The 19,793-nt window shown below is 76.9% G+C and carries 16 protein-coding genes; 3 read left to right on the top strand and 13 right to left on the bottom strand.

Annotated features, from left to right (window positions below):
* Positions 1-119 precede the first annotated feature (119 nt).
* From folE to dacB, 6 genes are all read right to left on the bottom strand, one after another.
* Entirely contained in the window at positions 120-725 is a 606-nt protein-coding gene (gene folE / locus LO771_RS08665) for a GTP cyclohydrolase I FolE (protein ID WP_230649405.1), read from the bottom strand.
* 190 nt (positions 726-915) lie between these two features.
* Positions 916-2,946, bottom strand: coding sequence for an ATP-dependent zinc metalloprotease FtsH (gene ftsH, locus LO771_RS08660; RefSeq protein ID WP_230649403.1), 2,031 nt, complete (start codon positions 2,944-2,946; stop codon positions 916-918).
* Positions 2,947-3,190: 244 nt separating this feature from the next.
* On the bottom strand, positions 3,191-3,745 hold the full coding sequence (hpt, locus tag LO771_RS08655) for a hypoxanthine phosphoribosyltransferase (protein ID WP_230649539.1): 555 nt from the start codon (positions 3,743-3,745) through the stop codon (positions 3,191-3,193).
* 14 nt (positions 3,746-3,759) lie between these two features.
* Entirely contained in the window at positions 3,760-4,866 is a 1,107-nt protein-coding gene (gene tilS, locus LO771_RS08650; protein WP_230649401.1) for a tRNA lysidine(34) synthetase TilS, read from the bottom strand.
* A 492-nt stretch (positions 4,867-5,358) separates the two neighbouring features.
* Positions 5,359-6,528, bottom strand: coding sequence for a zinc-dependent metalloprotease (locus tag LO771_RS08645; protein WP_230649399.1), 1,170 nt, complete (start codon positions 6,526-6,528; stop codon positions 5,359-5,361).
* A gap of 26 nt (positions 6,529-6,554) precedes the next feature.
* Positions 6,555-8,243: a D-alanyl-D-alanine carboxypeptidase/D-alanyl-D-alanine-endopeptidase gene (gene dacB, locus LO771_RS08640; RefSeq protein ID WP_230649396.1), complete on the bottom strand. Its 1,689-nt coding sequence runs from the start codon at positions 8,241-8,243 to the stop codon at positions 6,555-6,557.
* A gap of 76 nt (positions 8,244-8,319) precedes the next feature.
* On the opposite strand from dacB, the gene LO771_RS08635 reads away from it, so the two are divergent.
* The gene (locus tag LO771_RS08635) at positions 8,320-8,814 is read left to right on the top strand and encodes an inorganic diphosphatase (protein ID WP_230649537.1); all 495 of its coding nucleotides are present in this window, start codon (positions 8,320-8,322) and stop codon (positions 8,812-8,814) included.
* 116 nt (positions 8,815-8,930) lie between these two features.
* Here the strand turns inward: LO771_RS08635 and LO771_RS08630 are convergent, their stop codons facing one another.
* The 5 genes from LO771_RS08630 to LO771_RS08605 all read right to left on the bottom strand — a co-directional run bounded on the left by LO771_RS08630 (position 8,931) and on the right by LO771_RS08605 (position 17,016).
* On the bottom strand, positions 8,931-9,299 hold the full coding sequence (locus LO771_RS08630; protein WP_230649392.1) for a hypothetical protein: 369 nt from the start codon (positions 9,297-9,299) through the stop codon (positions 8,931-8,933).
* Positions 9,300-9,519: 220 nt separating this feature from the next.
* Positions 9,520-10,590, bottom strand: coding sequence for a hypothetical protein (locus LO771_RS08620; RefSeq protein WP_230649390.1), 1,071 nt, complete (start codon positions 10,588-10,590; stop codon positions 9,520-9,522).
* 8 nt (positions 10,591-10,598) lie between these two features.
* The gene (locus tag LO771_RS08615) at positions 10,599-12,467 is read right to left on the bottom strand and encodes a threonine/serine exporter family protein (RefSeq protein ID WP_230649389.1); all 1,869 of its coding nucleotides are present in this window, start codon (positions 12,465-12,467) and stop codon (positions 10,599-10,601) included.
* A gap of 254 nt (positions 12,468-12,721) precedes the next feature.
* On the bottom strand, positions 12,722-15,133 hold the full coding sequence (locus LO771_RS08610) for a hypothetical protein (protein ID WP_230649386.1): 2,412 nt from the start codon (positions 15,131-15,133) through the stop codon (positions 12,722-12,724).
* Positions 15,130-17,016: an ATP-binding protein gene (locus LO771_RS08605; protein WP_230649384.1), complete on the bottom strand. Its 1,887-nt coding sequence runs from the start codon at positions 17,014-17,016 to the stop codon at positions 15,130-15,132. The genes LO771_RS08610 and LO771_RS08605 overlap by 4 nt, the downstream gene beginning before the upstream one ends.
* 225 nt (positions 17,017-17,241) lie before the next feature.
* Between LO771_RS08605 and LO771_RS08600 the strand changes: the two genes are divergently transcribed.
* A complete protein-coding gene (locus tag LO771_RS08600; RefSeq protein WP_230649382.1) occupies positions 17,242-17,562 on the top strand; it encodes a hypothetical protein in 321 nt (106 codons plus the stop codon).
* A gap of 96 nt (positions 17,563-17,658) precedes the next feature.
* Here LO771_RS08600 and LO771_RS08595 read toward each other — a convergent pair whose 3' ends face one another.
* Positions 17,659-18,048, bottom strand: coding sequence for a hypothetical protein (locus tag LO771_RS08595; RefSeq protein WP_230649380.1), 390 nt, complete (start codon positions 18,046-18,048; stop codon positions 17,659-17,661).
* Positions 18,049-18,209: 161 nt separating this feature from the next.
* Positions 18,210-18,494 (bottom strand): hypothetical protein, encoded by a 285-nt coding sequence (locus LO771_RS08590; RefSeq protein WP_230649377.1) that lies wholly within the window; start codon positions 18,492-18,494, stop codon positions 18,210-18,212.
* Positions 18,495-19,048: 554 nt separating this feature from the next.
* Here LO771_RS08590 and LO771_RS08585 point away from each other — a divergent pair.
* Entirely contained in the window at positions 19,049-19,708 is a 660-nt protein-coding gene (locus LO771_RS08585) for a VIT family protein (RefSeq protein WP_230649535.1), read from the top strand.
* Positions 19,709-19,793: the final 85 nt, after the last annotated feature.

Below are 19,793 nucleotides of genomic sequence, written 5' to 3'. Positions count from 1 at the left end.
CCCTTTGTACGTACCCGTCGTCCGTGTCCTGGGACGCGGCCGCCCCCGCACCGGTTCCCCCGAAGGGGGGAGCCCGCACCGGGGTGCGGGGGGCGGGGGCGGGGGCGGGGGCGCAGGGGTCAGCGGGCCATGATGAGGCTCATCGCCTCGGCGCGGGTGGCGGGGTCGCGGAGCTGGCCGCGGACCGCGGAGGTGGTCGTCTTGGCGCCGGGCTTGCGGATGCCGCGCATCGACATGCACATGTGCTCGCACTCGAAGACCACGATGACGCCGCGCGGCTCCAGTATGCGCATCAGGGCGTCGGCCACCTGGGTCGTGAGACGCTCCTGGACCTGCGGGCGGCGGGCGTAGACGTCCACCAGGCGGGCCAGCTTGGAGAGACCGGTGATCTTCCCGCTCGCCGACGGGATGTACCCCACGTGGGCGACACCGTGGAAGGGGACCAGGTGGTGCTCGCAGGTGGAGTACACCTCGATGTCCTTGACCAGCACCATCTCGTCGTGGCCCAGGTCGAAGGTGGTGGTGAGCACGTCCTCCGGCTCCTGCCACAGCCCCGCGAAGATCTCCCGGTAGGCGCGCGCGACCCGGGCCGGGGTCTCCCGCAGGCCCTCCCTGTCCGGGTCCTCGCCGACCGCGAGCAGCAGCTCGCGGATCGCGTTCTCGGCCCGCTTCTGGTCGAACGTCCCGACGGCGGTGGCGGCGTCGAGAGTCACCGGGTCGGTCATGCGGTCCTCGCTTCGTTTCGGGGCGGTTCACGGCGGATCGGTACACGGGGGACCGGTTCACGGCGGGGTGCACGGAACGCGGTGCGAGCAGCAGGAATGCCGCACCCCCAGCGTAGAGCGCCGGGGGTGCGGCAGGTCATTCCGGGTGCGGGCCCGGCCGGCGGGCGGTCCGGCGGCCGGGCCCGGTGGCTCAGCCGGCGGAGGGGGGCTCCTCCAGCGGCGGGAGCTTGACCGTGTCCACCGGGGCGGTGTCCGTGACCGTGGGGGTCGCGGTCTGGCTGCCGTTGGTGAGGGCCAGCTCCTTGGGGGACTGCACCGGCGGCCGGGTGGACGGGGTGCGCCGGGTGGAGCCGGTCCAGGCCGGGCGCGGCGGGCGCTTGACGATGGGCTTGAAGATCTCGGCGATCTGCTCCTTGTTCAGCGTCTCCTTCTCCAGGAGGGCCAGAACGAGGTTGTCGAGGACGTCGCGGTTCTCGACCAGGATCTCCCACGCCTCGTTGTGCGCGGTCTCGATGAGCTTCTTGACCTCCTCGTCGACCAGCGCGGCGACCTCCTCGGAGTAGTCGCGCTGGTGCGCCATCTCGCGGCCGAGGAACGGCTCGGAGTTGTCCGAGCCGAACTTGATGGCGCCGAGCCGCTCGGTCATGCCGTACTGGGTGACCATGGCCCGCGCGGTGGCGGTGGCCTTCTCGATGTCGTTGGCCGCACCGGTGGTCGGGTCGTGGAAGACGAGCTCCTCGGCGGCCCGGCCGCCCAGCATGTAGGCGAGCTGGTCGAGCATCTCGTTGCGCGTGGTGGAGTACTTGTCCTCGTCCGGCAGGACCATGGTGTAGCCCAGGGCCCGGCCGCGCGACAGGATGGTGATCTTGTGCACCGGGTCGCTGTTCGGGGACGCCGCCGCGACCAGGGCGTGTCCGCCCTCGTGGTACGCGGTGATCTTCTTCTCCTTGTCGCTCATGATCCGGGTCCGCTTCTGCGGGCCGGCCACGACGCGGTCGATCGCCTCGTCCAGCGTGGTGTTGTCCACCAGCTTCTTGTCGGAGCGGGCGGTGAGGAGCGCCGCCTCGTTGAGGACGTTGGAGAGGTCGGCACCGGTGAAGCCGGGGGTGCGGCGGGCGACGGCCATGAGGTCGACGTCCGGCGCGATCGGCTTGCCCTTCTGGTGGACCTTGAGGATCTCCAGGCGGCCCTGCAGGTCGGGGCGCTCGACGGCGATCTGCCGGTCGAAGCGGCCCGGGCGCAGCAGCGCGGGGTCGAGGATGTCGGGGCGGTTGGTGGCGGCGATGAGGATGACGCCGCCCTTGACGTCGAAGCCGTCCATCTCGACGAGCAGCTGGTTGAGGGTCTGCTCGCGCTCGTCGTGGCCGCCGCCGAGGCCGGCGCCGCGGTGGCGGCCGACCGCGTCGATCTCGTCGACGAAGACGATGGCGGGGGCGTTCGCCTTGGCCTGCTCGAAGAGGTCGCGCACCCGGGAGGCGCCGACACCGACGAACATCTCGACGAAGTCCGAGCCGGAGATGGAGTAGAACGGCACACCGGCCTCGCCGGCCACGGCGCGGGCCAGCAGGGTCTTGCCGGTTCCGGGGGGGCCGTAGAGCAGGACGCCCTTGGGGATCTTGGCTCCGACGGCCTGGAACTTGGCGGGCTCCTGCAGGAACTCCTTGATCTCGTGGAGCTCCTCCACCGCCTCGTCGGCCCCGGCCACGTCGGAGAACGTGGTCTTGGGCGTGTCCTTGGTGATCAGCTTGGCCTTGGACTTCCCGAAGTTCATCACCCGGGAGCCGCCGCCCTGCATCTGGTTCATCAGGAACAGGAAGACGATGACGATGAAGACGATCGGCAGCATCGAGAAGACGATGCTGAGGAAGGCGTTCTGCTTCGTCGGGGAGACGGTGTAGCCGTCGGGCAGCTTCTTGGCCTCCTGGGCGGCCTGCAGCTTGTCGGCGATCGCGACGCCCTGGTTGCCGATGTACGACGCCTTGACCTTGTCGTTGCCGTCGATCTTCTCGCCCGGCTTGAGCTGGATCTTGACGGTGTTCTCGTCACCGGTGGTGAGCTGCGCCTGCTGTACCTTGCCGGCGTCGATGGCCGCGACCACGTCGCCGGTGTTCGCCGTCTTGTAGCCGTTCGACGAGGTGACGACCTGCATCAGCACGATGACGGCGAGGACGGCCAGCACGATCCACATGATCGGCGCACGGAAGTATCGTTTGACGTCCATCCATGCGGGGCGTCGCCGCCCCGTCCCTCCTGCCATTCGAGGGCGCCGGCCGGTCTGTGGCCCGCCGGCGCTTTCCGGTGAGTGCTTCGACCTTGCGGTCACCGCCCCCCGGTACGAAGAGCGGTTTATTGGACGGTACCGCAGCCGCCCACCTCGGGGACGAATGCCGACCGCTGGAAGTTCAAACGGCGGGGAACGGCGCTCTGTTCCCGCGCCGCTCCCCGCTCGTGCGGATCCCCGCCCCTCAGCCGCCGTACACGTGCGGCGCGAGGGTGCCGACGAACGGCAGGTTGCGGTACTTCTCCGCGTAGTCCAGGCCGTAGCCGACCACGAACTCGTTGGGGATGTCGAAGCCGACGTACTTGACGTCGATCTCCACCTTGGCGGCGTCGGGCTTGCGCAGCAGGGTGCAGACCTCCAGGGAGGCCGGGCCGCGCGAGCCCAGGTTGCCGATCAGCCAGGAGAGGGTGAGGCCGGAGTCGATGATGTCCTCGACGATGAGGACGTCGCGGCCGGCGATGTCGGTGTCGAGGTCCTTGAGGATCCGCACCACGCCGGAGGACTTGGTGCCCATGCCGTACGACGACACCGCCATCCAGTCCATGGTGACGGGCGTGTGCAGGGCGCGGGCCAGGTCGGCCATCACCATCACGGCACCCTTGAGGACGCCCACGATCAGCAGGTCCCGGCCCGCGTAGTCCTGGTCGATCCGGCCGGCAAGCTCGGCGAGCTTGGCGTCGATCTCGTCCTTGGTGATCAGCACCTTGGCGAGATCGGTGCCCATGTCCTTGTCGTCCACCGCGCGGTACTTCCTCAAGCGTTCGGGGTCTGCGTCCGGAAGAACAGACTGCCACACCTGCGGCGCACCTCGACGCCCCCGGGCAGGTGGAGCGGGCCCTGGCCCCGCCATCCGGTGACCAGCTGCTCGACCGCCTCCACGTGCCGGGCGAAGAGGTCACCGGGCGGGCTGCCCGCCCGGACGGCCGCGCGGCGCAGCACCCGGCGCCGCACGGCGGGCGGCAGGGCGGCGAGCCGGCCGGTGTCGAGGCCCCCGTCGGGGCCGCCGTCGGCGGTGCCCGCCTCCCGGACCTCGCGCTCCGCCAGGTCGGCCCAGGCGTCGAGGGCGTCGGCGTCGTCGCGGAAGAGGCGGGCGGTGCGGGCGAGGGCCTGGACGACGCCGCCGCCGAGGTGCTTCTCCAGGACCGGCAGCACCTCGTGGCGCACGCGGGAGCGGGTGAAGGCGGGGTCGGTGTTGTGGGGGTCGTCCCAGACGGGGACGCCCTGGGCGGCGCAGGCCTGGCGGGTGGCGGAGCGGTCGACCTCCAGCAGCGGGCGGCGGTAGCGGCCGGTCGCGGCGGGCATGCCGGCGAGGGAGCGCGCGCCGGAGCCGCGGGCGAGGCCGAGCAGCACGGTCTCCGCCTGGTCGTCGCGGGTGTGGCCCAGCAGCACGGCGACCGCGCCGTGGCGGGCGGCGGCCTCGTCCAGGGCGGCGTAGCGGGCGGTGCGGGCGGCGTTCTCGGGGCCTCCGTGGCGGCCGACGCTCACGGCGGCGGTCTCGACGGGGTCCAGGCCGAGGGCGCGCAGCCGGTCGGCGAGGTCCCGGGCGCGGTCGGCGGAGCCGGGCTGGAGGCCGTGGTCGACGGTGACGGCGCCGGCGCGCAGGCCGAGCTTGGGGGCCTCGAAGGCGGTGGCGACGGCGAGGGCCATGGAGTCGGCGCCGCCGCTGCAGGCGACGAGGACGAGGGGGGCGCCGGCGGGGGCCTGGGCCCGGGGCAGCCGGGTGGGGTCGGCGGAGACCTGGCGCGGCGGGGTGGGGGGCGGGGCGGCGAAGGCGCCGCCGGGCACCGCGTGGCGGGCGAGGTCGGCGAGGGTGCGGCGGACTGCCAGGCGTATCGCTGCGACGGCGGGGTGCGGACCCACGGCGGGCTCCTCCTTCGGGACGGGTCGGGCCGCGCCCGGGCCGGCGGGGCCGGAGGGGCGTGCCGTTCCACGGGCGGCTGCGGCGGGCCGGGCCACGGCGCTCCCGGTACGCCGGCGCGGGGGCGTCGGGGCGTCGGGGGGTGGTGCCGGGTATGCCCCGCCTGACACAGATCGTCGCAGAAGTGCAGCGCCCGCCGGGGCGCCCGCGCCACCGGTACGACAACGGTCCCACGGACGGGTGAATGGAGAAACGGTCCGCCGGGCAGAACCGTTCACCCGGGCGGGCCCCTGCGGTCCCTTCCCGTCACGTCCGGGCAGGGCGCGCCCGGCGAGGCGCCGGACGGCCGCTCCGCCCGGGGCACCGCGCTGCCCCGCCGGGCGCCCGCGCCGTGCGGTCCCCGCGGGCGGCGGGCGGGCGGCGGGCATCGGGCAGCAGGCGGCGGACTCCCGACGGGCCGTCAGGAGTGCTGCGGGGCGGGCCCTGCGCGGGGGTCAGCCGTGCATGCGGGCGACCCAGGAGGCCGGGTCGTGGATCTCGTCGCGGGTCGGCAGGGTGTTGGGGGACGTCCAGACGCGGTTGAAGCCGTCCATGCCCACCCGGTCGACGACGGCCCGGACGAAGGCGGCGCCGTCCTGGTACTGCCGCAGCTTGGCGTCGAGGCCGAGCAGGCGGCGCAGCAGCACGTCGAGCCGTCCGGCGCCCCGGTCGCGGCGCTGCTGGAACTTCTCCCGGATCTCGGCGACCGAGGGGACGACGTCGGGGCCGACGCCGTCCATCACGACGTCGGCGTGGCCCTCCAGCAGCGACATCACGGCGGTGAGCCGGGAGAGGATCTCGCGCTGGGCGGGGGTCTGGACGGCCTCGAGGAGGCCGCCGGGCCCGGCGGGCCCCTCCTGCGGGCGCCGGTCGCCGCCCAGGCCGGGGACGGGGAGGCCGCCGGCGAGCCCGCGGGCCGCCTCGACGAGGCGCTCCAGCAGGGTGGCGGGGTCGATGTCGGTCTCGGCGAGGAACGCCTGGATCTCCGACTCGACGTGGTCGCGCAGCCAGGGGACGGCCGAGAACTGGGTCCGGTGGGTCTCCTCGTGCAGGCAGACCCAGAGCCGGAAGTCGTGCGGGTCCACGTCGAGCTCCCGCTCCACGTGGACGATGTTGGGGGCCACCAGCAGCAGCCGGCCCGCGGCGGCGCCCCCGGCGGGCCGCTCGCCGGGTCCCCCGAAGAGCGGGGCGGGGCTGTCGGGCGCCTCCGCGGGGGCGAAGGTCTCGTACTGGCCGAGCACCTTCGAGGAGAGGAAGGCCAGCAGGGCGCCGACCTCCACCCCGGTGACCTTCTCGCCGACGCCGCCGATGAGGGCCGCGCCGGGGACGTTCTGCCGGCGGGCCTGGAGCTTGGCGACCAGCGGCTGGACGACGGTGCGGAACCCGGCGACGTTCGCCCGGACCCAGCCGGGCCGGTCGACGACGAGGACCGGCGTCCCGCCGCCGGGCGAGGAGAGGCCGGTGAACGACCTGACGTGCTGCTCGGAGTCCCGGGCGTGGCGGCGCAGCTCCGCCACCACCTCGCGGGCCTCCTCGCGGGTGATCTCCGGCCCGGGGCGCACCAGCCGGGTCGCCGTCGCGACTGCGAGGTTCCAGTCGACCATGTCAGCACTCGCGCTCGTCATGTCTTCACCGTACGTGCTGCCGACCGCTACCGGCAGCCGCATGCGGCGACCCGTACCGCGATCCGGTCCAGGGCCGCGCGGACCGAGGGCGCGTCGGCGCCGCCCCGGGCCATGAGCGCGAAGGAGAGCAGCCGCCCGTCACGGTCGACGACCAGCCCGGCGAGGGTGTTGACGCCGTTGAGGGTGCCGGTCTTGGCGCGGACCAGTCCGGCCGCGGCGGCCGATCCGGCGGCGGCGGAGTAGCGGGCGCCGAGGGTGCCGGTGAAGGCGGCGACGGGGAGCCCGGTGAGGACGGGCCGCAGCTCGGGGTGGCGGGGGGAGGCGGCGAGGGCGAGCAGGGAGGTGAGGACCCGCGGCGGGATGGCGTTGTCGCGGCTGAGGCCGCTGCCGTCGTGCAGGATCGTTCCGCCGAGCGGCACGCCCAGGCGGGTGAGCGTCTCGCGGACGGCGCGCGCGGCGCCCTCGAAGCTCACCGGCCGGCCGGCGGCCACCGCGGCCTGGCGGGCGACGGCCTCGGCGAGGTCGTTGTCCGAGTCGGTGAGCAGCCGCTCGACCAGCCGGGCGAGGACGGGCGACTGCACGCGGGCCAGCTCCGCGGCGTGCGCGGGCGCGGTGGCGGGACGGACGGCGGAGACGGTGACGCCGTGGCGTCCCAGCAGCTCGGCGAAGGCCTGCGCGGCCTGGCCGGCGGGGTCGCCCCAGCGGGCGGCGGGACCGGAGGTGTGCGGGTCCATGCGGCCCTCGTCGACGGTGAGGGCCGTGATCGGGGCGATGTTGAAGCCGTCGTGGTACGGGTGGCGGACGGGCCCGGAGTACGCGGAGGTGTCGTAGCCGAGGCGCACGGAGGAGGTGCCGGACGCCTTCAGGGCGGCGGCGGTGCGGTCGGCGAGGTCCCGCAGCGAGGCGGGGGCGGTCCGCGGGTCGGCGCCCGCCGGGCGGGGCAGCACGGTGAGGGTGGGGTCGCCGCCGCCGACCAGCACCACCTCGCCGGGGGCGGCGCCGCGCACGGCCCGGGTGGTGATCCGGTGGTCCGGGCCGAGCAGGGCGAGGGCGGCCACCGAGGTGCCGAGCTTGGTGGTGGAGGCGGGGGTGGCGGGCACGGTGTCGCCCGAACCGTAGAGCAGCCGGCCGGTCGCGGCGTCGGCGACCGCCGTGGTGAGGGTGCCCAGGGCGGGGTCGGCGACGGGGCCGGCCAGCGCGGCGCGCAGGCCCGCCGCGGTCGGGACCGGGGCCGGACCGCCGGCGGGTGCGGTCCCGGCGGCGAGGAGGACCGGGACGGCGGGGCGGCGCCGGGGCGCCGCGGCCCGCGGCGCGGCGGGACCCGCGACGGCGGGGCGCGTGACGGCGGGGCGCGGGGCGTCGGCGGCCCGTTCGGCGGTGCGGCGGCCGCCCTCCCAGGGGCCTGCGGCGACGGCGGAGGCCAGCGCGAGGGCGAGGCCCAGCACCCCGGCGACCGCCGCGGTGCGGGCCGGGGTGGCGGCCGTCAGCCGGCCGGCGCACACCCGGGCCGTGCGCCCGGCGGCGCTCCCGGCGGCGCGCAGGGCCGGGCGCAGGGCCGGGCCTCCCGCCCGTCCGGCGGCCCGCCCGGCCTCCAGGGCCGCACGCGCCGCCCTGCCGGCCGCCCTGCCCGCCGCGCGCCCCGCCGCCCGCGCGGCCTTCCCCGCCGCCCGCGCGGCGTCCTTCGCCCGACCCGCCCACTGCCCCGCCCCGTCCACCCGGCGGCCCCTTTCCCGAGCACTCCGTACCGTAGGAGACACTTGATTCTGACAGTGCCGAATCTTGGAGGACCCGTTGGAGTTCGACGTCACCATCGAGATCCCGAAGGGCTCGCGGAACAAGTACGAGGTGGACCATGAGACGGGCCGTCTCCGCCTCGACCGGATGCTCTTCACCTCGACCCGCTACCCGGCCGACTACGGCTTCGTCGAGGGCACCCTCGGCGAGGACGGGGACCCGCTGGACGCACTGGTGATCCTGGAGGAGCCGACCTTCCCCGGCTGCCTGATCAAGTGCCGCGCCATCGGCATGTTCCACATGACGGACGAGGCCGGCGGCGACGACAAGCTGCTCTGCGTCCCGGCGTCGGACCCGCGCTGGGAGCACCTGCGCGACATCCACCACGTGTCGGAGTTCGACCGCCTGGAGATCCAGCACTTCTTCGAGGTCTACAAGGACCTGGAGCCGGGCAAGTCGGTCGAGGGCGCCCACTGGGTCGGCCGGGTCGAGGCCGAGGCCGAGATCGAGAACTCGGTCAAGCGCCTGAAGGAGTCCGGCCACGCCCACTGAGGCACGGACGGAAGGAGGGCCGAGACCCGCGGAGAGCCTCTCGCGGTCCCGGCCCTCACTGCTGTCCGGGCGCGGCCGCACCGCCGCACCGCCGCCGGGGCGGAGGCGGGGCGGCCTCAGCGGCGGGGGTGGGGCTGGTGCAGCGGGCGGCGGGTCGGCCGGGGGGCGGCGTCGCGGGGCTCGGGCCTGCGCCCCGCGGGGGCGAGCTCGGCCTCCAGGCGGGCGGCGATGCGGCGGGCCGCATCGGCGTCCGCGCCCGGCTTGGAGGTCAGTCCGCCGTGCGCCGGGGGCACCACGCGGGGGGTCACGGCGCGCCGGACGGCCTTGACGACCTCCTGGGCCAGCTCCTCCAGCTCCTCGCCGGTGGCGGCGAGGCAGTGGTCGGCGGCCCAGGCCTCGATGACCCGCGTCGCCGCGCGGCGGGCCTCGCCCGGACGGGGGCGGCGGCCGCCCGGCTCGGTTCGTGCACCGATGGTGGTCTGCATGGTTCCTCCCCGGGACGGGCGGTCCTGTGCGGAGTCCTACGCATCCGGGCCCGAAGCTGTTCACGGGCGACCGTTCCGGGACGGGGAACGACCGGTGCCGGGCGGCGGAGGGGTGCGGACGGCGGGGGCGCGCGGGCGGGGACCGGCCGGTCCCGGGCCCGGGGCCGGGAACCGCGGGATTCGAAGGGCCGGGGCCGGGCCGGGCCGGGACCGGAGCGGGTCAGCGGGGGGTGCGGGGGCCCCGCCGCAGGGTGCGGGTCCGGCCCGCGGCGACGGTGCGGCGGCGGGCGGCGGACAGGTCCCGGCGGGCGGCGGGCGGCGCCGGCGGCCGGCCGTCGGCGGTACGGCCGGGCGGGAGGGGCGCGGACCGGGAGGGCGCGGGCGCGTCCCGGCCCGCCGGGACACGGCCGGCGGGCACGCGGCCGGCGGGTCCGCGGTCGGACCGGCGGGCGGCGAGCAGAGCCAGCCGGCGCGCCTCGTGGGCGTCCAGGTGGGCCGTCATCCGGGCGGCCATCCGCTCGGCGACCCGCCGGGTGGCGGTGTGGTGCGGCGCGACCTTGTCGGGGGCCCCGGCGATCAGGTCGAAGAGCCGGGTGCGGGCCAGGTCGGCCCGCCGGTGGAGCCGCCGCTCCCGGCGCTCGGCGCGGGCCGCGCGGCGCGGCCGGGTCCGGTAGCGCCACCGCGCCCACGGGCTGGCGGGGCGGGCCAGCCGGACGGCGCCGACCAGGGACAGACCGGGGACGAGGATGCCGAGCAGCCCGGTCCACACCTTGCCCTTGACCAGGGTGACCACGGACAGCAGGGCGTTCACGGAGAGGCCCGCGACCAGGCCCCACCGGGTGGACTCGCCGGGCACGACGCCCAGCGGGACGTACCCGGTGAGCAGCAGGCCGGTGACGAGGATCCCGATGATCACGGCGTCCACCGACTTGCGGCCCTGCTCGCTCCAGTACACGTCCTCCAGGTGCAGGAGCAGCGCGAACTCGTCGAGCACCAGCCCGCAGCCGATGCCGAAGAGCAGCCCGAACAGGCCCAGCCGCGCCCCGCCGGTGGTGAACACCCCGAAGCCGCCCGCGAGGAGGAACCCGAGGCCGAAGACGACGTGGTGGATGTGGAGCCCGCCCGGCGTGACGTTCCCCGGCCACCAGCGCACCCCGCGCCGGATCATGCGCACGCTGAACCGGATGAACAGGAACGACCCGATGAACCCCACCAGCAGCAGGAACAGCGGCTCCTTGCCCTGCTCCAGGATGTGGTGGCGGTAGGCGTCCACCAGGCCGCTCCAGTGCACCGGCGGCCTCAGAAGCCCCGGGTGCGCTTGGCGGCCGGCCGCTGCGCGGCGCCCACGCCCGCGCCGACGCCGGCCGGCATCCGCATGAACAGGCGGGCGACCTCGCCCCCGAGGTTCACCCCGACCGCGAGCGCCAGCGCGAGGGCGGCGGCGCGGCTGACCGCGACCAGGCCCTCGGTGGCGTCGCCCTGCGCGACGGAGAGCATGCCGAGGTACATGGCGGAACCGGGCAGCAGCGGGCCCAGCGCGGCGGTGACGTACGGCAGTGCGGAGGCGTAGCGGTAGCGGGAGGCCAGCTGGCCGAAGAGGCCGACGATGCCGGCCGCGACGCCGGTCGCGACCACCGGGGAGACGTCCGCGTCGACGGTGAGCGCGCCGTACACGGCCCAGCCGACGCCTCCGTTGAGGGTCACCAGGAGCAGCGTGCGGCGGTGGCTCTGCAGCATGACGGCGAAGGCGAGGGTGAGCAGCATCGCCGCGGCGAGCTGCAGCAGGGGGTAGCTGTGGGAGAGCAGGCTCTGCTCCGGCCGCAGCTCGGCGCCGAAGCGGACCCCGACGTACAGGACCAGCAGGACGCCGGTGATGATGCCCGCGACCAGGTACAGGACCTCCAGCAGCCGGGCCGCGGCGGTGATGTAGAAGCCGGTGAGGCCGTCCTGCACGGCGGAGACCAGGGCCCGGCCGGGGATCAGCGCGAAGAGGCCACCGGTGATCACCACCGATCCGCGCAGGCCGGTGCCCGGACCGGCGAGGGCGAGGATCACGCCGGTGCCGGCGGCGGGCATGGCCGCCAGGACGAACTGGTAGAACTCCGGCAGGCCGCGTCCGGCGACCAGCCACGCCAGCCGGTCGCCGAGGACGGCCGCGGTGAACGCGGTGGCGAAGACCAGCCACGCCCGGGCGTCGAGCTGGCCGCCGACGAGGAGGGAGGCCGCGCCGGCCAGCCCGCCCGCGCACAGGGAGAGCAGCCAGCCGGGGTAGGGGTGGCGGTTGCGGCGGATCTCGGCGAGCCGGCGGTAGGCGTCGTTGACCCCGGCGCGCTCGGCGGTGATGTCGGCGACCAGGCGGTACACGGCGGCGAGCCGCGTGTAGTCGGAGGCGCGGCGGCGGACCGTGCGGTCGGCGGTGACGGGGGCGTCCACCAGCGACGGCTGGTAGGAGATGGAGATCATGATGAACGTGACCTGGGGCTCGCACCGGTCCAGGCCGTAGGCGTGGGTGACGCCGAGCATCGCGGCCTCGACGTCCTCGGCGCTCTCGCCGCTGGCGAGCAGCAGCTCGCCGATGCGCAGGGCGAGGTCGAGGACGCGGGGCACGTTCGGGCCGGAGCCCTCCGGCTTGTCCTCCTGCTGGGTGCGCTCGAAGAGGGGGCGCTCCGACATGGGGGTGCGCAGCAGGGTGCGCATGCGGTCCGGCCAGGGGGCGGCGCCGGGGGCGCCGATCTGCAGCGAGGGCACGGGGATGCCGGACGGCGGGGTGTAGCCGAGGGTGCGCCAGTCGTCCCCGGCGGGGGCGGGGTCGCCGACCGGGCCGAGCAGGCCCTGGGTGGGGGGCGCCTCGGAGGGGTGCGGCAGTCCGGCGGGGGCGGGCCCCGAGGGCTCGGGCCCCGAGGGCTCGGGCCCGGAGGAGCGGGGCCCGGAGGGCCTTGCGTCGGAGGCGGGCGCGTCGGAGGGGGACGCGTCGGAGGGGGACGGCCCGGCGCCGCGCGGCCCGGCGGCACGGGTCCGGGCCGCGTCGGCCCGCCGGTCCTGCCCCGTGCGCCCGCCGCGCCCGTGTCCGGCCGGGCCGCGCCCGTCCGTCCTCCTGCTCTCCGCCTCCCGCTCGCCGTCCGCCTGCCGGGTCGTCCCCCGGCCCGTACGGTCCGCCGCCTCCGGCACCTGCCCGCTCCTCGCCGCTCCGGCGGTCGGCTCCTGCCGGGCCGCCCCCACCGGTTGTGATCTTTTCCTACACTTTGCCTGATCACCGGCGGGAATGCACACACCCCTCGTGGGCGGTGCGGCCGGGCCCGCGGACGGGGCGCCCGTCCGCCCGGGGCCGGGCGGACGGGGCCGGGCGGACGAGCGGACGGGCGGACGGGCGGACGGGCGGACGGGCGGACGGGCGGACGGGCGGACGGGCGGACGGGACGGGCTCAGAGGCCGTAGCGCTCCACGGTGTCGCGGTGGGGTGCCGTGTCCGCGCCCGCAGCCTCGGCGAGGCCGGGCCAGGCCAGCGGGTGCTCCCACCCGGCGGTCAGGCGCGCCAGGTGGGCGTCGGCCTCGGCCGCGGAGGCCAGGGGCGGCACGCCCACGGCGGCGTAGAGGCCGGGCAGCGGCTCGCCCCCGCCGGGGTCGGTGACCCGGTACCCGCCGCCGCTCCAGGCCCAGACGCCGTAGCCCAGCCCGCGCAGCCCGTCGCGGAGGGCGGCCCACGCCTCGTCGCCGGGCCAGGCCCCGTCGATCCAGTACGTGGTGTACCCGGCGGGGTCGAGGAGGGCGACCATGCCGAAGAGCGGCCGCCAGTGCCGCAGCTCCTCCTCGGTCTGCGGCCGGGGCTCCAGCAGGCTGGGCTCGAAGACCACCGTGTCGCCGTGGTTGACCGGCACGTCGTCCCCGGTGACCGGGAGGATCCGGGCGGTGGCGGGGCCGGTCCGGACCGCCGGGAGGTCGGTGTGGGTGCCCCGGTCGCCGGTCACCCGGACGGCGACGACCTGCCACTCCTCGTCGACGGGGCCCTCGTCGGAGTCGAACTCCATGCCGAGGCGGCAGGCCGCCGCGCGCACGGCGGCCCAGTCCCGGTTGACGGTGGCGGCGACCACCAGGGCCCACAGGTCGGCCCCCCGGACGGTCCGGTGCTCCTCCTCCGGCCCCGCCCCGCCGTCCGGCAGCGCGTGCTCGAGGATCTCCTCGCAGAGCCGCTGGACCGCGGCGTGGTCGCCGAGCTCGGCGGCGGCGCGGGCCCAGAGCCGGCGGGTGTTGATGCGGTCCGGGGCGCGGGCGACGATCGCCGCGCACTCCTCGGCCACCTCGCTCCAGCGGGCCTCGGCGGCCGCCCAGCGGGCGCGGGTCCAGTGGGCCTCCTCGGCCCGCCCGGCCGCCGCCAGGCGGTCGGCGAGGCGGCGCACGCCGTCCCCGTCGCGGGCCTCGACCAGGGCGCCGACCAGCGCCCCCGCGAGGTGCTCGTCGTCCGGGTGGGCGTCCAGCCCGCGCCACATCAGGTCGGCGGCGGGACGCGCCAGGCCGAGGGCGCCCAGCAGGGACGCCTGCGCCACCAGCAGGCCGGAGTCGCCGGGGCGCTGCGCGCGGGCCGCGGCCACCAGGTCGAGGTGGGCCTCCGGGTCGTGCGGGGTCCGGGCTCCCTGGCCGTCCCCGTCCTCCGCCGCGGCGTCCTCCGCGGGCCCGTCCTCGACCGGCCCGTCCTGTCCGGACAGCCACGCGAGCAGCCCCTCGGCGGGCACGGGGAGCCCGGGCACCGGCAGCGCCTCGGCGGCGGCGCGCAGCGCGGCGGTCCGGTCGGCGACGCCGTCGGTGCGGCGCAGGTCGGCGAGCTTGCGCTCCGCGGTGTCCGCCAGCGCGAGGGCGACGGTGCGGGCACCGCGGGCGACGGCGAGCCGTCCGGCCACGAGCACCAGGTCCAGGCAGGGGCGGTGGGAGCCGACGCCGTCGAGGTACCCGGCCCAGCGGGCGAGGCGGGCGCCGAGCGCCGCGTCGGCGGGCACCGCGCCGAGCCCGGCCAGGACCTCCACGGTCTCGGCCCAGTGGGCGCGCAGGTCGGGGTACTCCTCGGCGTCCTCCGCGGAGGGCAGCAGCTGGGCGGCCTCCTCGGCGCGGCCGAGGGCGGCCAGGGCGCGGGCGCGGGCGAGCGCGAGGGAGCGGCGGTCGTCCTCGTCGGGCTTCAGGCCGCGGGCGAGGCGGCCCTTCTCCGCCTCGTCCAGCGCCGTCAGCACCTCCTCGTGGCGGCCGAGCAGGTGGAGCGCGCCGGCGCGGGAGAGGTGGAGGTCCAGGGAGGGGTGCTGGCCGGCGGCGTGCATCCGGGCGGCCGCGGCGTCCAGGTGGGCCAGGGCGTCCGCGGGGCGGCCGTCGTCCTCCAGGGTGTCGGAGTACTCGCGCGACAGGCAGTCGAAGCACGCCCGGGAGGGCTCGACGCGCTCCAGCGTCTCGTCCAGGACCGCGAGGCGCTCGGCGACGTAGCCGGGGCCGTCGATGCGGGCGTGGCAGATGGCGAAGTCCTGCACCGTGCAGACGGACTGCGGGCAGTCCGCGGTCTCCTCGCGGTGGGCGAACTCCAGCAGCGAGACGGCCTCGGCGAGGGCCGCCTCGCCCTGCTGGCGCTTGTTGAGGAGGCTCTGCAGCCGCCAGTGCCGCAGGTAGACCTCGACCCAGGGCAGGTCCAGGGCGCGGGCGGCGGCCAGCGCCTCGGGGTGGACCGCGTCCAGCTGGGCGCTGCGGCCGTCGGTGGCGTGGCCGGGTATGTCGACGATGGCCTGCGCCAGGCGGTGGTGGCCGGCCTCGGCGAGGCTGCCGTGGGTGTCGCGGACCCAGGCCCAGATGTCGGTGCCGCTCATACGGTGTCCTCCCCGTGGTCGGTGGCGGTGGCGGTGGTGGCGACGGCGGGCGCCGCGGCGGGTGCGGTGGGCGCGGGCGCGGTGAGGGCGGCGACGGCGTCGCCGAGCGCGGCCAGGGCGCCGGTGAGGTCGCCGCGCCCCTCCCCCGAGGCCGCGGCCATCACCACCTTCATCGAGCGGAGCAGCCCGGCCGCGGTGGCGGTCCCCGGGTGGCCGGCGCGGTAGGCGTCCAGCAGGCTCCGCACCGCGGGGCTGTCCAGGTTGAGGTGGAGCCGTGCCGTCACGCCGCCGTCGGTGCGGGCGGTGAAGGCGCGGGCGAGCCGGAGCGCGGCGCCGGGGATGCGGGCGTCGGCCCGGTCGTCCTCGATCCGCTGCTTGAGCTCGGCCTCCCGGTCGGGGACCAGGACCAGCGGCAGCTCCGCGGGGGCGAAGCGGACGGGGACGAGCTGCTCGCCGTCGTCGGCGAGGGCGGCGGAGAGCCAGGCGGCCTCGTCGGCGGCGAGCGGCCGGTCCGGGTCCCGGAAGAGCGCCCGGTTGCCGTCCTCGCTGCCGAGCTCCACGACCCGGCAGCCGCGCAGCTGCCCGTAGCGGCGCAGGAACGGCAGCACGGCGTAGCGGTCGCCGCGGGCGATCGGCACCTGCATGGCCCGGTACAGCATCTCCTCGAAGCCGCCCGAGGAGCCCAGCGCCACGTGCACGGTGCCGCCGCCGGCGGCGCGGAGCGCGCCCGCGGTGAGGTCGCCCTGCGAGGTGGGCACGGGCACGTCGTCGGCGAGCAGGGTGAAGAGGCGGTCGTCGCAGAGGGCGGCGCCCAGCAGCTCCTGGCCGTGCCGGGCCAGGATGCGGCGCCAGGCGCCCGGCTGCAGGCGCGCGGTCTCGTACAGGCCGTCGACGACGGCGTCGGCGAGGGCGGCCTGCACGGCGCGGTAGTGGTCGTCGCGCTGCAGGTCCTCGCGGCTGGCGGTGGGGGTGAGGCGGGCGGACTCGACCACGCCCCCGACGAACCCGGCCCAGCGGGGCAGCAGGTCGCGGGCGTCCTCGGAGAGGAGCATGCCGCGCAGGTAGACGGCGAGGTCGCGGTTGTCGCTGGTGCCGTAGGTGGAGCCGTCCTGGACCCAGAGCAGGCCGGCGGCGTCGGAGTCGCCGCGCGGGGCGACGGGGAGGGTGGCGAGCGGTTCGAAGCGGCGGCCGAAGCGGGCCGCGAACGCGGTGCGGGCCTGCTGCGGGTCGGCGGGCTGCGGGTCGAGGCGCCACGGGACGGGGACGGCGTTGAGCGGCTGCGGGTCGTCGCCCAGGTGCACGGGGACGGGCAGCAGCACGCAGTACCGGGTCAGCACCTCGCGCAGCACGTCCTCGTCGGCGACGTGGGCGTGCTCGGCCTTCAGGCGCAGCTCCACCAGGGTGCCGGGGGCGCGGGGCGGCACGGGCGCCACCTCGTACCGCTCGCCGCCCACGCTGCGGTAGCGGTGGCCGGCGGCGGGCTCGCGGTGCGAGGTCGTGGTGACGGTGACCTCGTCGGCGACGGCGAAGGCGGAGAGGAAGCCGAGCCCGAAGGCGCCGATCAGCTCGTCGCTGCCGGTGACCTCGCGCAGCAGCCGCGTGTAGCCGGTGCCGACGGTCGCCAGGTAGGCGTGGATCTCGGGCTCGGTGAGTCCGGCGCCGTCGTCCTCGACGGAGACGGTGCCGCGGGCGCGGTCGCCGCGCACCGTGATCCGGCCGGCCCCCGGGTGGGCGGGGTCCTCCAGGCGGCGGCGGGTGAGGGAGTCGTGGCCGTTCTGCACGAGCTCGCGCAGGGCGACCAGCGGGGTGGAGTAGAGGTGCGAGGCAAGCACGGTGACGAGGCCGCCGAGGTCCACCTCGGTGGCACGCAGGCCCTGGGACATGGGGCCACAGTGTGCCAGGACGGCACCCGGACGACCAGCGGTTTCGGGGCGGTGCGGATCTTGCCCGCCGCCCTCCCCGGACGAGGCGGAGCGGGGAGGTTTGGACGTCCCGCCATGACACGGTCGGGCGAACGGGGGCCGGACCGGTGGTGCCGGTCCGGTCCCGCGGTGGAGCCTTGCGGTGCGACGCCGACAGCACCACCTCCACCAGCACAGGGAGAACGCGTGTCACGCTTCCGCACACCGGCGGCCCTCGCCGTCGCCGCCCTCCTCACCGCCCTCGGCCCGGGATCCGCCCCGGCGTCCGCCGCTCCCCCGCCCGCGGCGGGGAGGGGCTCGGCCGGCAGCGCCGTCGTAGGCGGCGGCTGGGGCAACCTCGTCGGCCCGCTGCAGGGCGACGCCGCGGGCCTGCTGCAGACCGCCACCGGTTCCCAGGCGTCCGACCAGGGGAACACGGCCGCCGTCGACGGGAGGTCCGGCACGGTCGGGTCCGTCCAGGGGAACGGCAACGTCACGGGCCTGCTCCCGCCGGCCGCCCCGAACTAGCCGCACGCACGGCGCCGGGGGCGGGCGGGGGTCCCGCCCGCCCCCGGCGTGCGCCCGCGGGTCCGGTCCCTCCCGCCCCGCCCCGCCGGTCCCCCGTCAGTGCAGCAGGCCGTGCAGCCGGGTGCGCCACGGGTGGCGGCGGGCGGCCACGATCCGCACGACGGTGGCCCCGACGCCGGCGGCGCCCACCACCGCCGCGGCGGCCAGCAGCGTCCTGCGCCGCCCCAGCCGGTCCGCCGCCTGCTCCACGGCGTCCGTCAGGTCCTCCACGGTGTCCGGCAGCCCGGAGCCCCCGTCCTCCGCCACCGCGCCGGGGGCGGCGCCGCAGTCCGCCCTGACGGCGGCCGCGCCGTCGCCGCCGGGCAGGTCCGTGCCGTCCGGTCCGGCCACCGGCAGCGGCGCGGTCGCCGCGCTGCCGGGTGCGGTGCCGCCGGGTGCGGTGCCGTCCAGGGGATCGGCGTGGCGTCTGGCGCCTGCCTCGTTCATGGGGGTCCCTCCCGTCGCCGGATCTCGTCCGGCAGGGCGCGTACCCGCCCTTCCCCCCACCAAGGGTGACGGTCCGCCACCGGAACGGGACAGGGGCGGACGCCCCCGCCGCAGTGCCGGGGGCGGCGCCCCGTGGTGCTCCCCGGCCGTCCCGGCGCGGCTCAGGCCGCCTCGGGAATCCCGGCGACCGCTCCGACCCCCGTCTGGCCCGGGATCTCGGCCAGACCGGACGCCCCGGCGGGACGCTCGTCGTGGCGGACGACCACGAAGGCGTCGAGGGCCGGGTCGTAGTGGTCGTGGTGCGCCAGCCCGGTCAGCTGCGCCTCCTGGTGGGCGCGGGCGGACGCCTTGGCGGCGGGCGCGTCACCGGGGTACCTGGCCACCACCGTGCCCCCACCGGGCGGACAGAGGCGGCAGGTGGATGTCTCGGCGGTGACGGCGGCCATGGTCGTGCTCCTTCTCGGTGTCGTACGGGACGACCGGACCGGCGGCCGTGGTTCCCGCCGGCCGTGGCCGGCGCGGTCACCCGCGGCGGCCTCGACGTCCGTACTGAGCGTGCAGCGTACAGAAGAGTCCCCGAGTGCAGGGAGTGATCTGCAGGGGGGCACGCGAACGGGTGAACGGGGAGGGACGGCCGGGACGCCCGGTGCGGGACCGGCCCGGGACGCCGCCGGGCGCCGGGGCCAGCCGGCCATCGGGACGGCCTGCGGGGGGCGCGGGCGGCCCCCCGGCGGTCCGGCAGGTCGCCGCCCGCGCCGCGCCCCGGGAGGTGCACACTCGAACAGTGCAGCAGAACACGGGCGCAGATCCAGACGGACAGCAGGCCGGCACCGGGGCTGGGGCCCGCGGCCCGGCGGCGGACGACGGCGGTGCGGCGGACCGCGCCCGGGCGGCGGACGGCGGCGGTACGGACGGCGGCGGCGCGGACGACGGCGGCGCGGACGGCGGCCGGACGGCGGACCACGACGAGCCGCACCGGGCGGGCGGTCTCGGCACCCGGCTGAACTGGCTGCGCGCCGCCGTCCTCGGCGCCAACGACGGCGTGGTCTCCACCGCGGGGCTGGTCGTCGGCGTCGCCGGCGCCACCGACTCCCGCGCCGCCCTGCTCACCGCGGGCCTCGCCGGCCTGCTCGCCGGGTCGCTCTCGATGGCCGTGGGCGAGTACGTCTCGGTGAGCACCCAGCGGGACTCCGAGCGGGCCGCACTCGCGACGGAGCGCCGCGAGCTGGCGCAGGAGCCCGCCGCGGAGCTGGCCGAGCTGGCCGCGATGTACCGGGGCAAGGGCCTCTCCCCCGGACTGGCGCAGGCCGTGGCCGAGGAGCTGACCCGGCACGACGCCCTGGGCGCGCACGCCGAGACCGAGCTGGGCATCGATCCGGACGAGCTGACCAACCCCTGGCACGCGGCCTTGGCCAGCTTCGGCGCGTTCACGGCGGGGGCGCTGCTCCCGCTGCTCGCCATCGTGCTGCCGCCGCCCGCCGTGCGCCTGTGGATCACGGTCGTGGCGGTGCTGGCGGCACTCGCCGTCTGCGGATGGACCAGCTCCCGGCTGGGCGGGGCCCGGGTGCGGCCCGCGGTGCTGCGGAACATGGCGGGCGGCACCCTGGCGATGGCCGTCACCTACGCGGCGGGCTCCCTGCTGGGCGCGGCCGGGATCTGACGGTCCGGCACCCGACGGTCCGGAACCTGACGGGCCGGGATCCGACGGAACGGGGCCCGGCGGAACAGGGCCCGGCGGTCCGGGT

Source organism: Streptacidiphilus sp. ASG 303 (assembly GCF_020991365.1).
In the GTDB taxonomy this organism is placed as follows: Bacteria; Actinomycetota; Actinomycetes; order Streptomycetales; family Streptomycetaceae; genus Peterkaempfera.
This window is presented reverse-complemented; position numbering and strand designations above follow the sequence as displayed.

Coding starts and splice junctions, on each gene's coding strand:
- LO771_RS08605 (WP_230649384.1), bottom strand. CDS start 17,016: ATGTCCCAGGGCCTGCGTGCCACCGAGGTGGACCTCGGCGGCCTCGTC.
- LO771_RS08630 (WP_230649392.1), bottom strand. CDS start 9,299: ATGCAGACCACCATCGGTGCACGAACCGAGCCGGGCGGCCGCCGCCCC.
- folE (WP_230649405.1), bottom strand. CDS start 725: ATGACCGACCCGGTGACTCTCGACGCCGCCACCGCCGTCGGGACGTTC.
- ftsH (WP_230649403.1), bottom strand. CDS start 2,946: ATGGACGTCAAACGATACTTCCGTGCGCCGATCATGTGGATCGTGCTG.
- LO771_RS08590 (WP_230649377.1), bottom strand. CDS start 18,494: ATGGCCGCCGTCACCGCCGAGACATCCACCTGCCGCCTCTGTCCGCCC.
- LO771_RS08595 (WP_230649380.1), bottom strand. CDS start 18,048: ATGAACGAGGCAGGCGCCAGACGCCACGCCGATCCCCTGGACGGCACC.
- LO771_RS08610 (WP_230649386.1), bottom strand. CDS start 15,133: ATGAGCGGCACCGACATCTGGGCCTGGGTCCGCGACACCCACGGCAGC.
- LO771_RS08645 (WP_230649399.1), bottom strand. CDS start 6,528: ATGACGAGCGCGAGTGCTGACATGGTCGACTGGAACCTCGCAGTCGCG.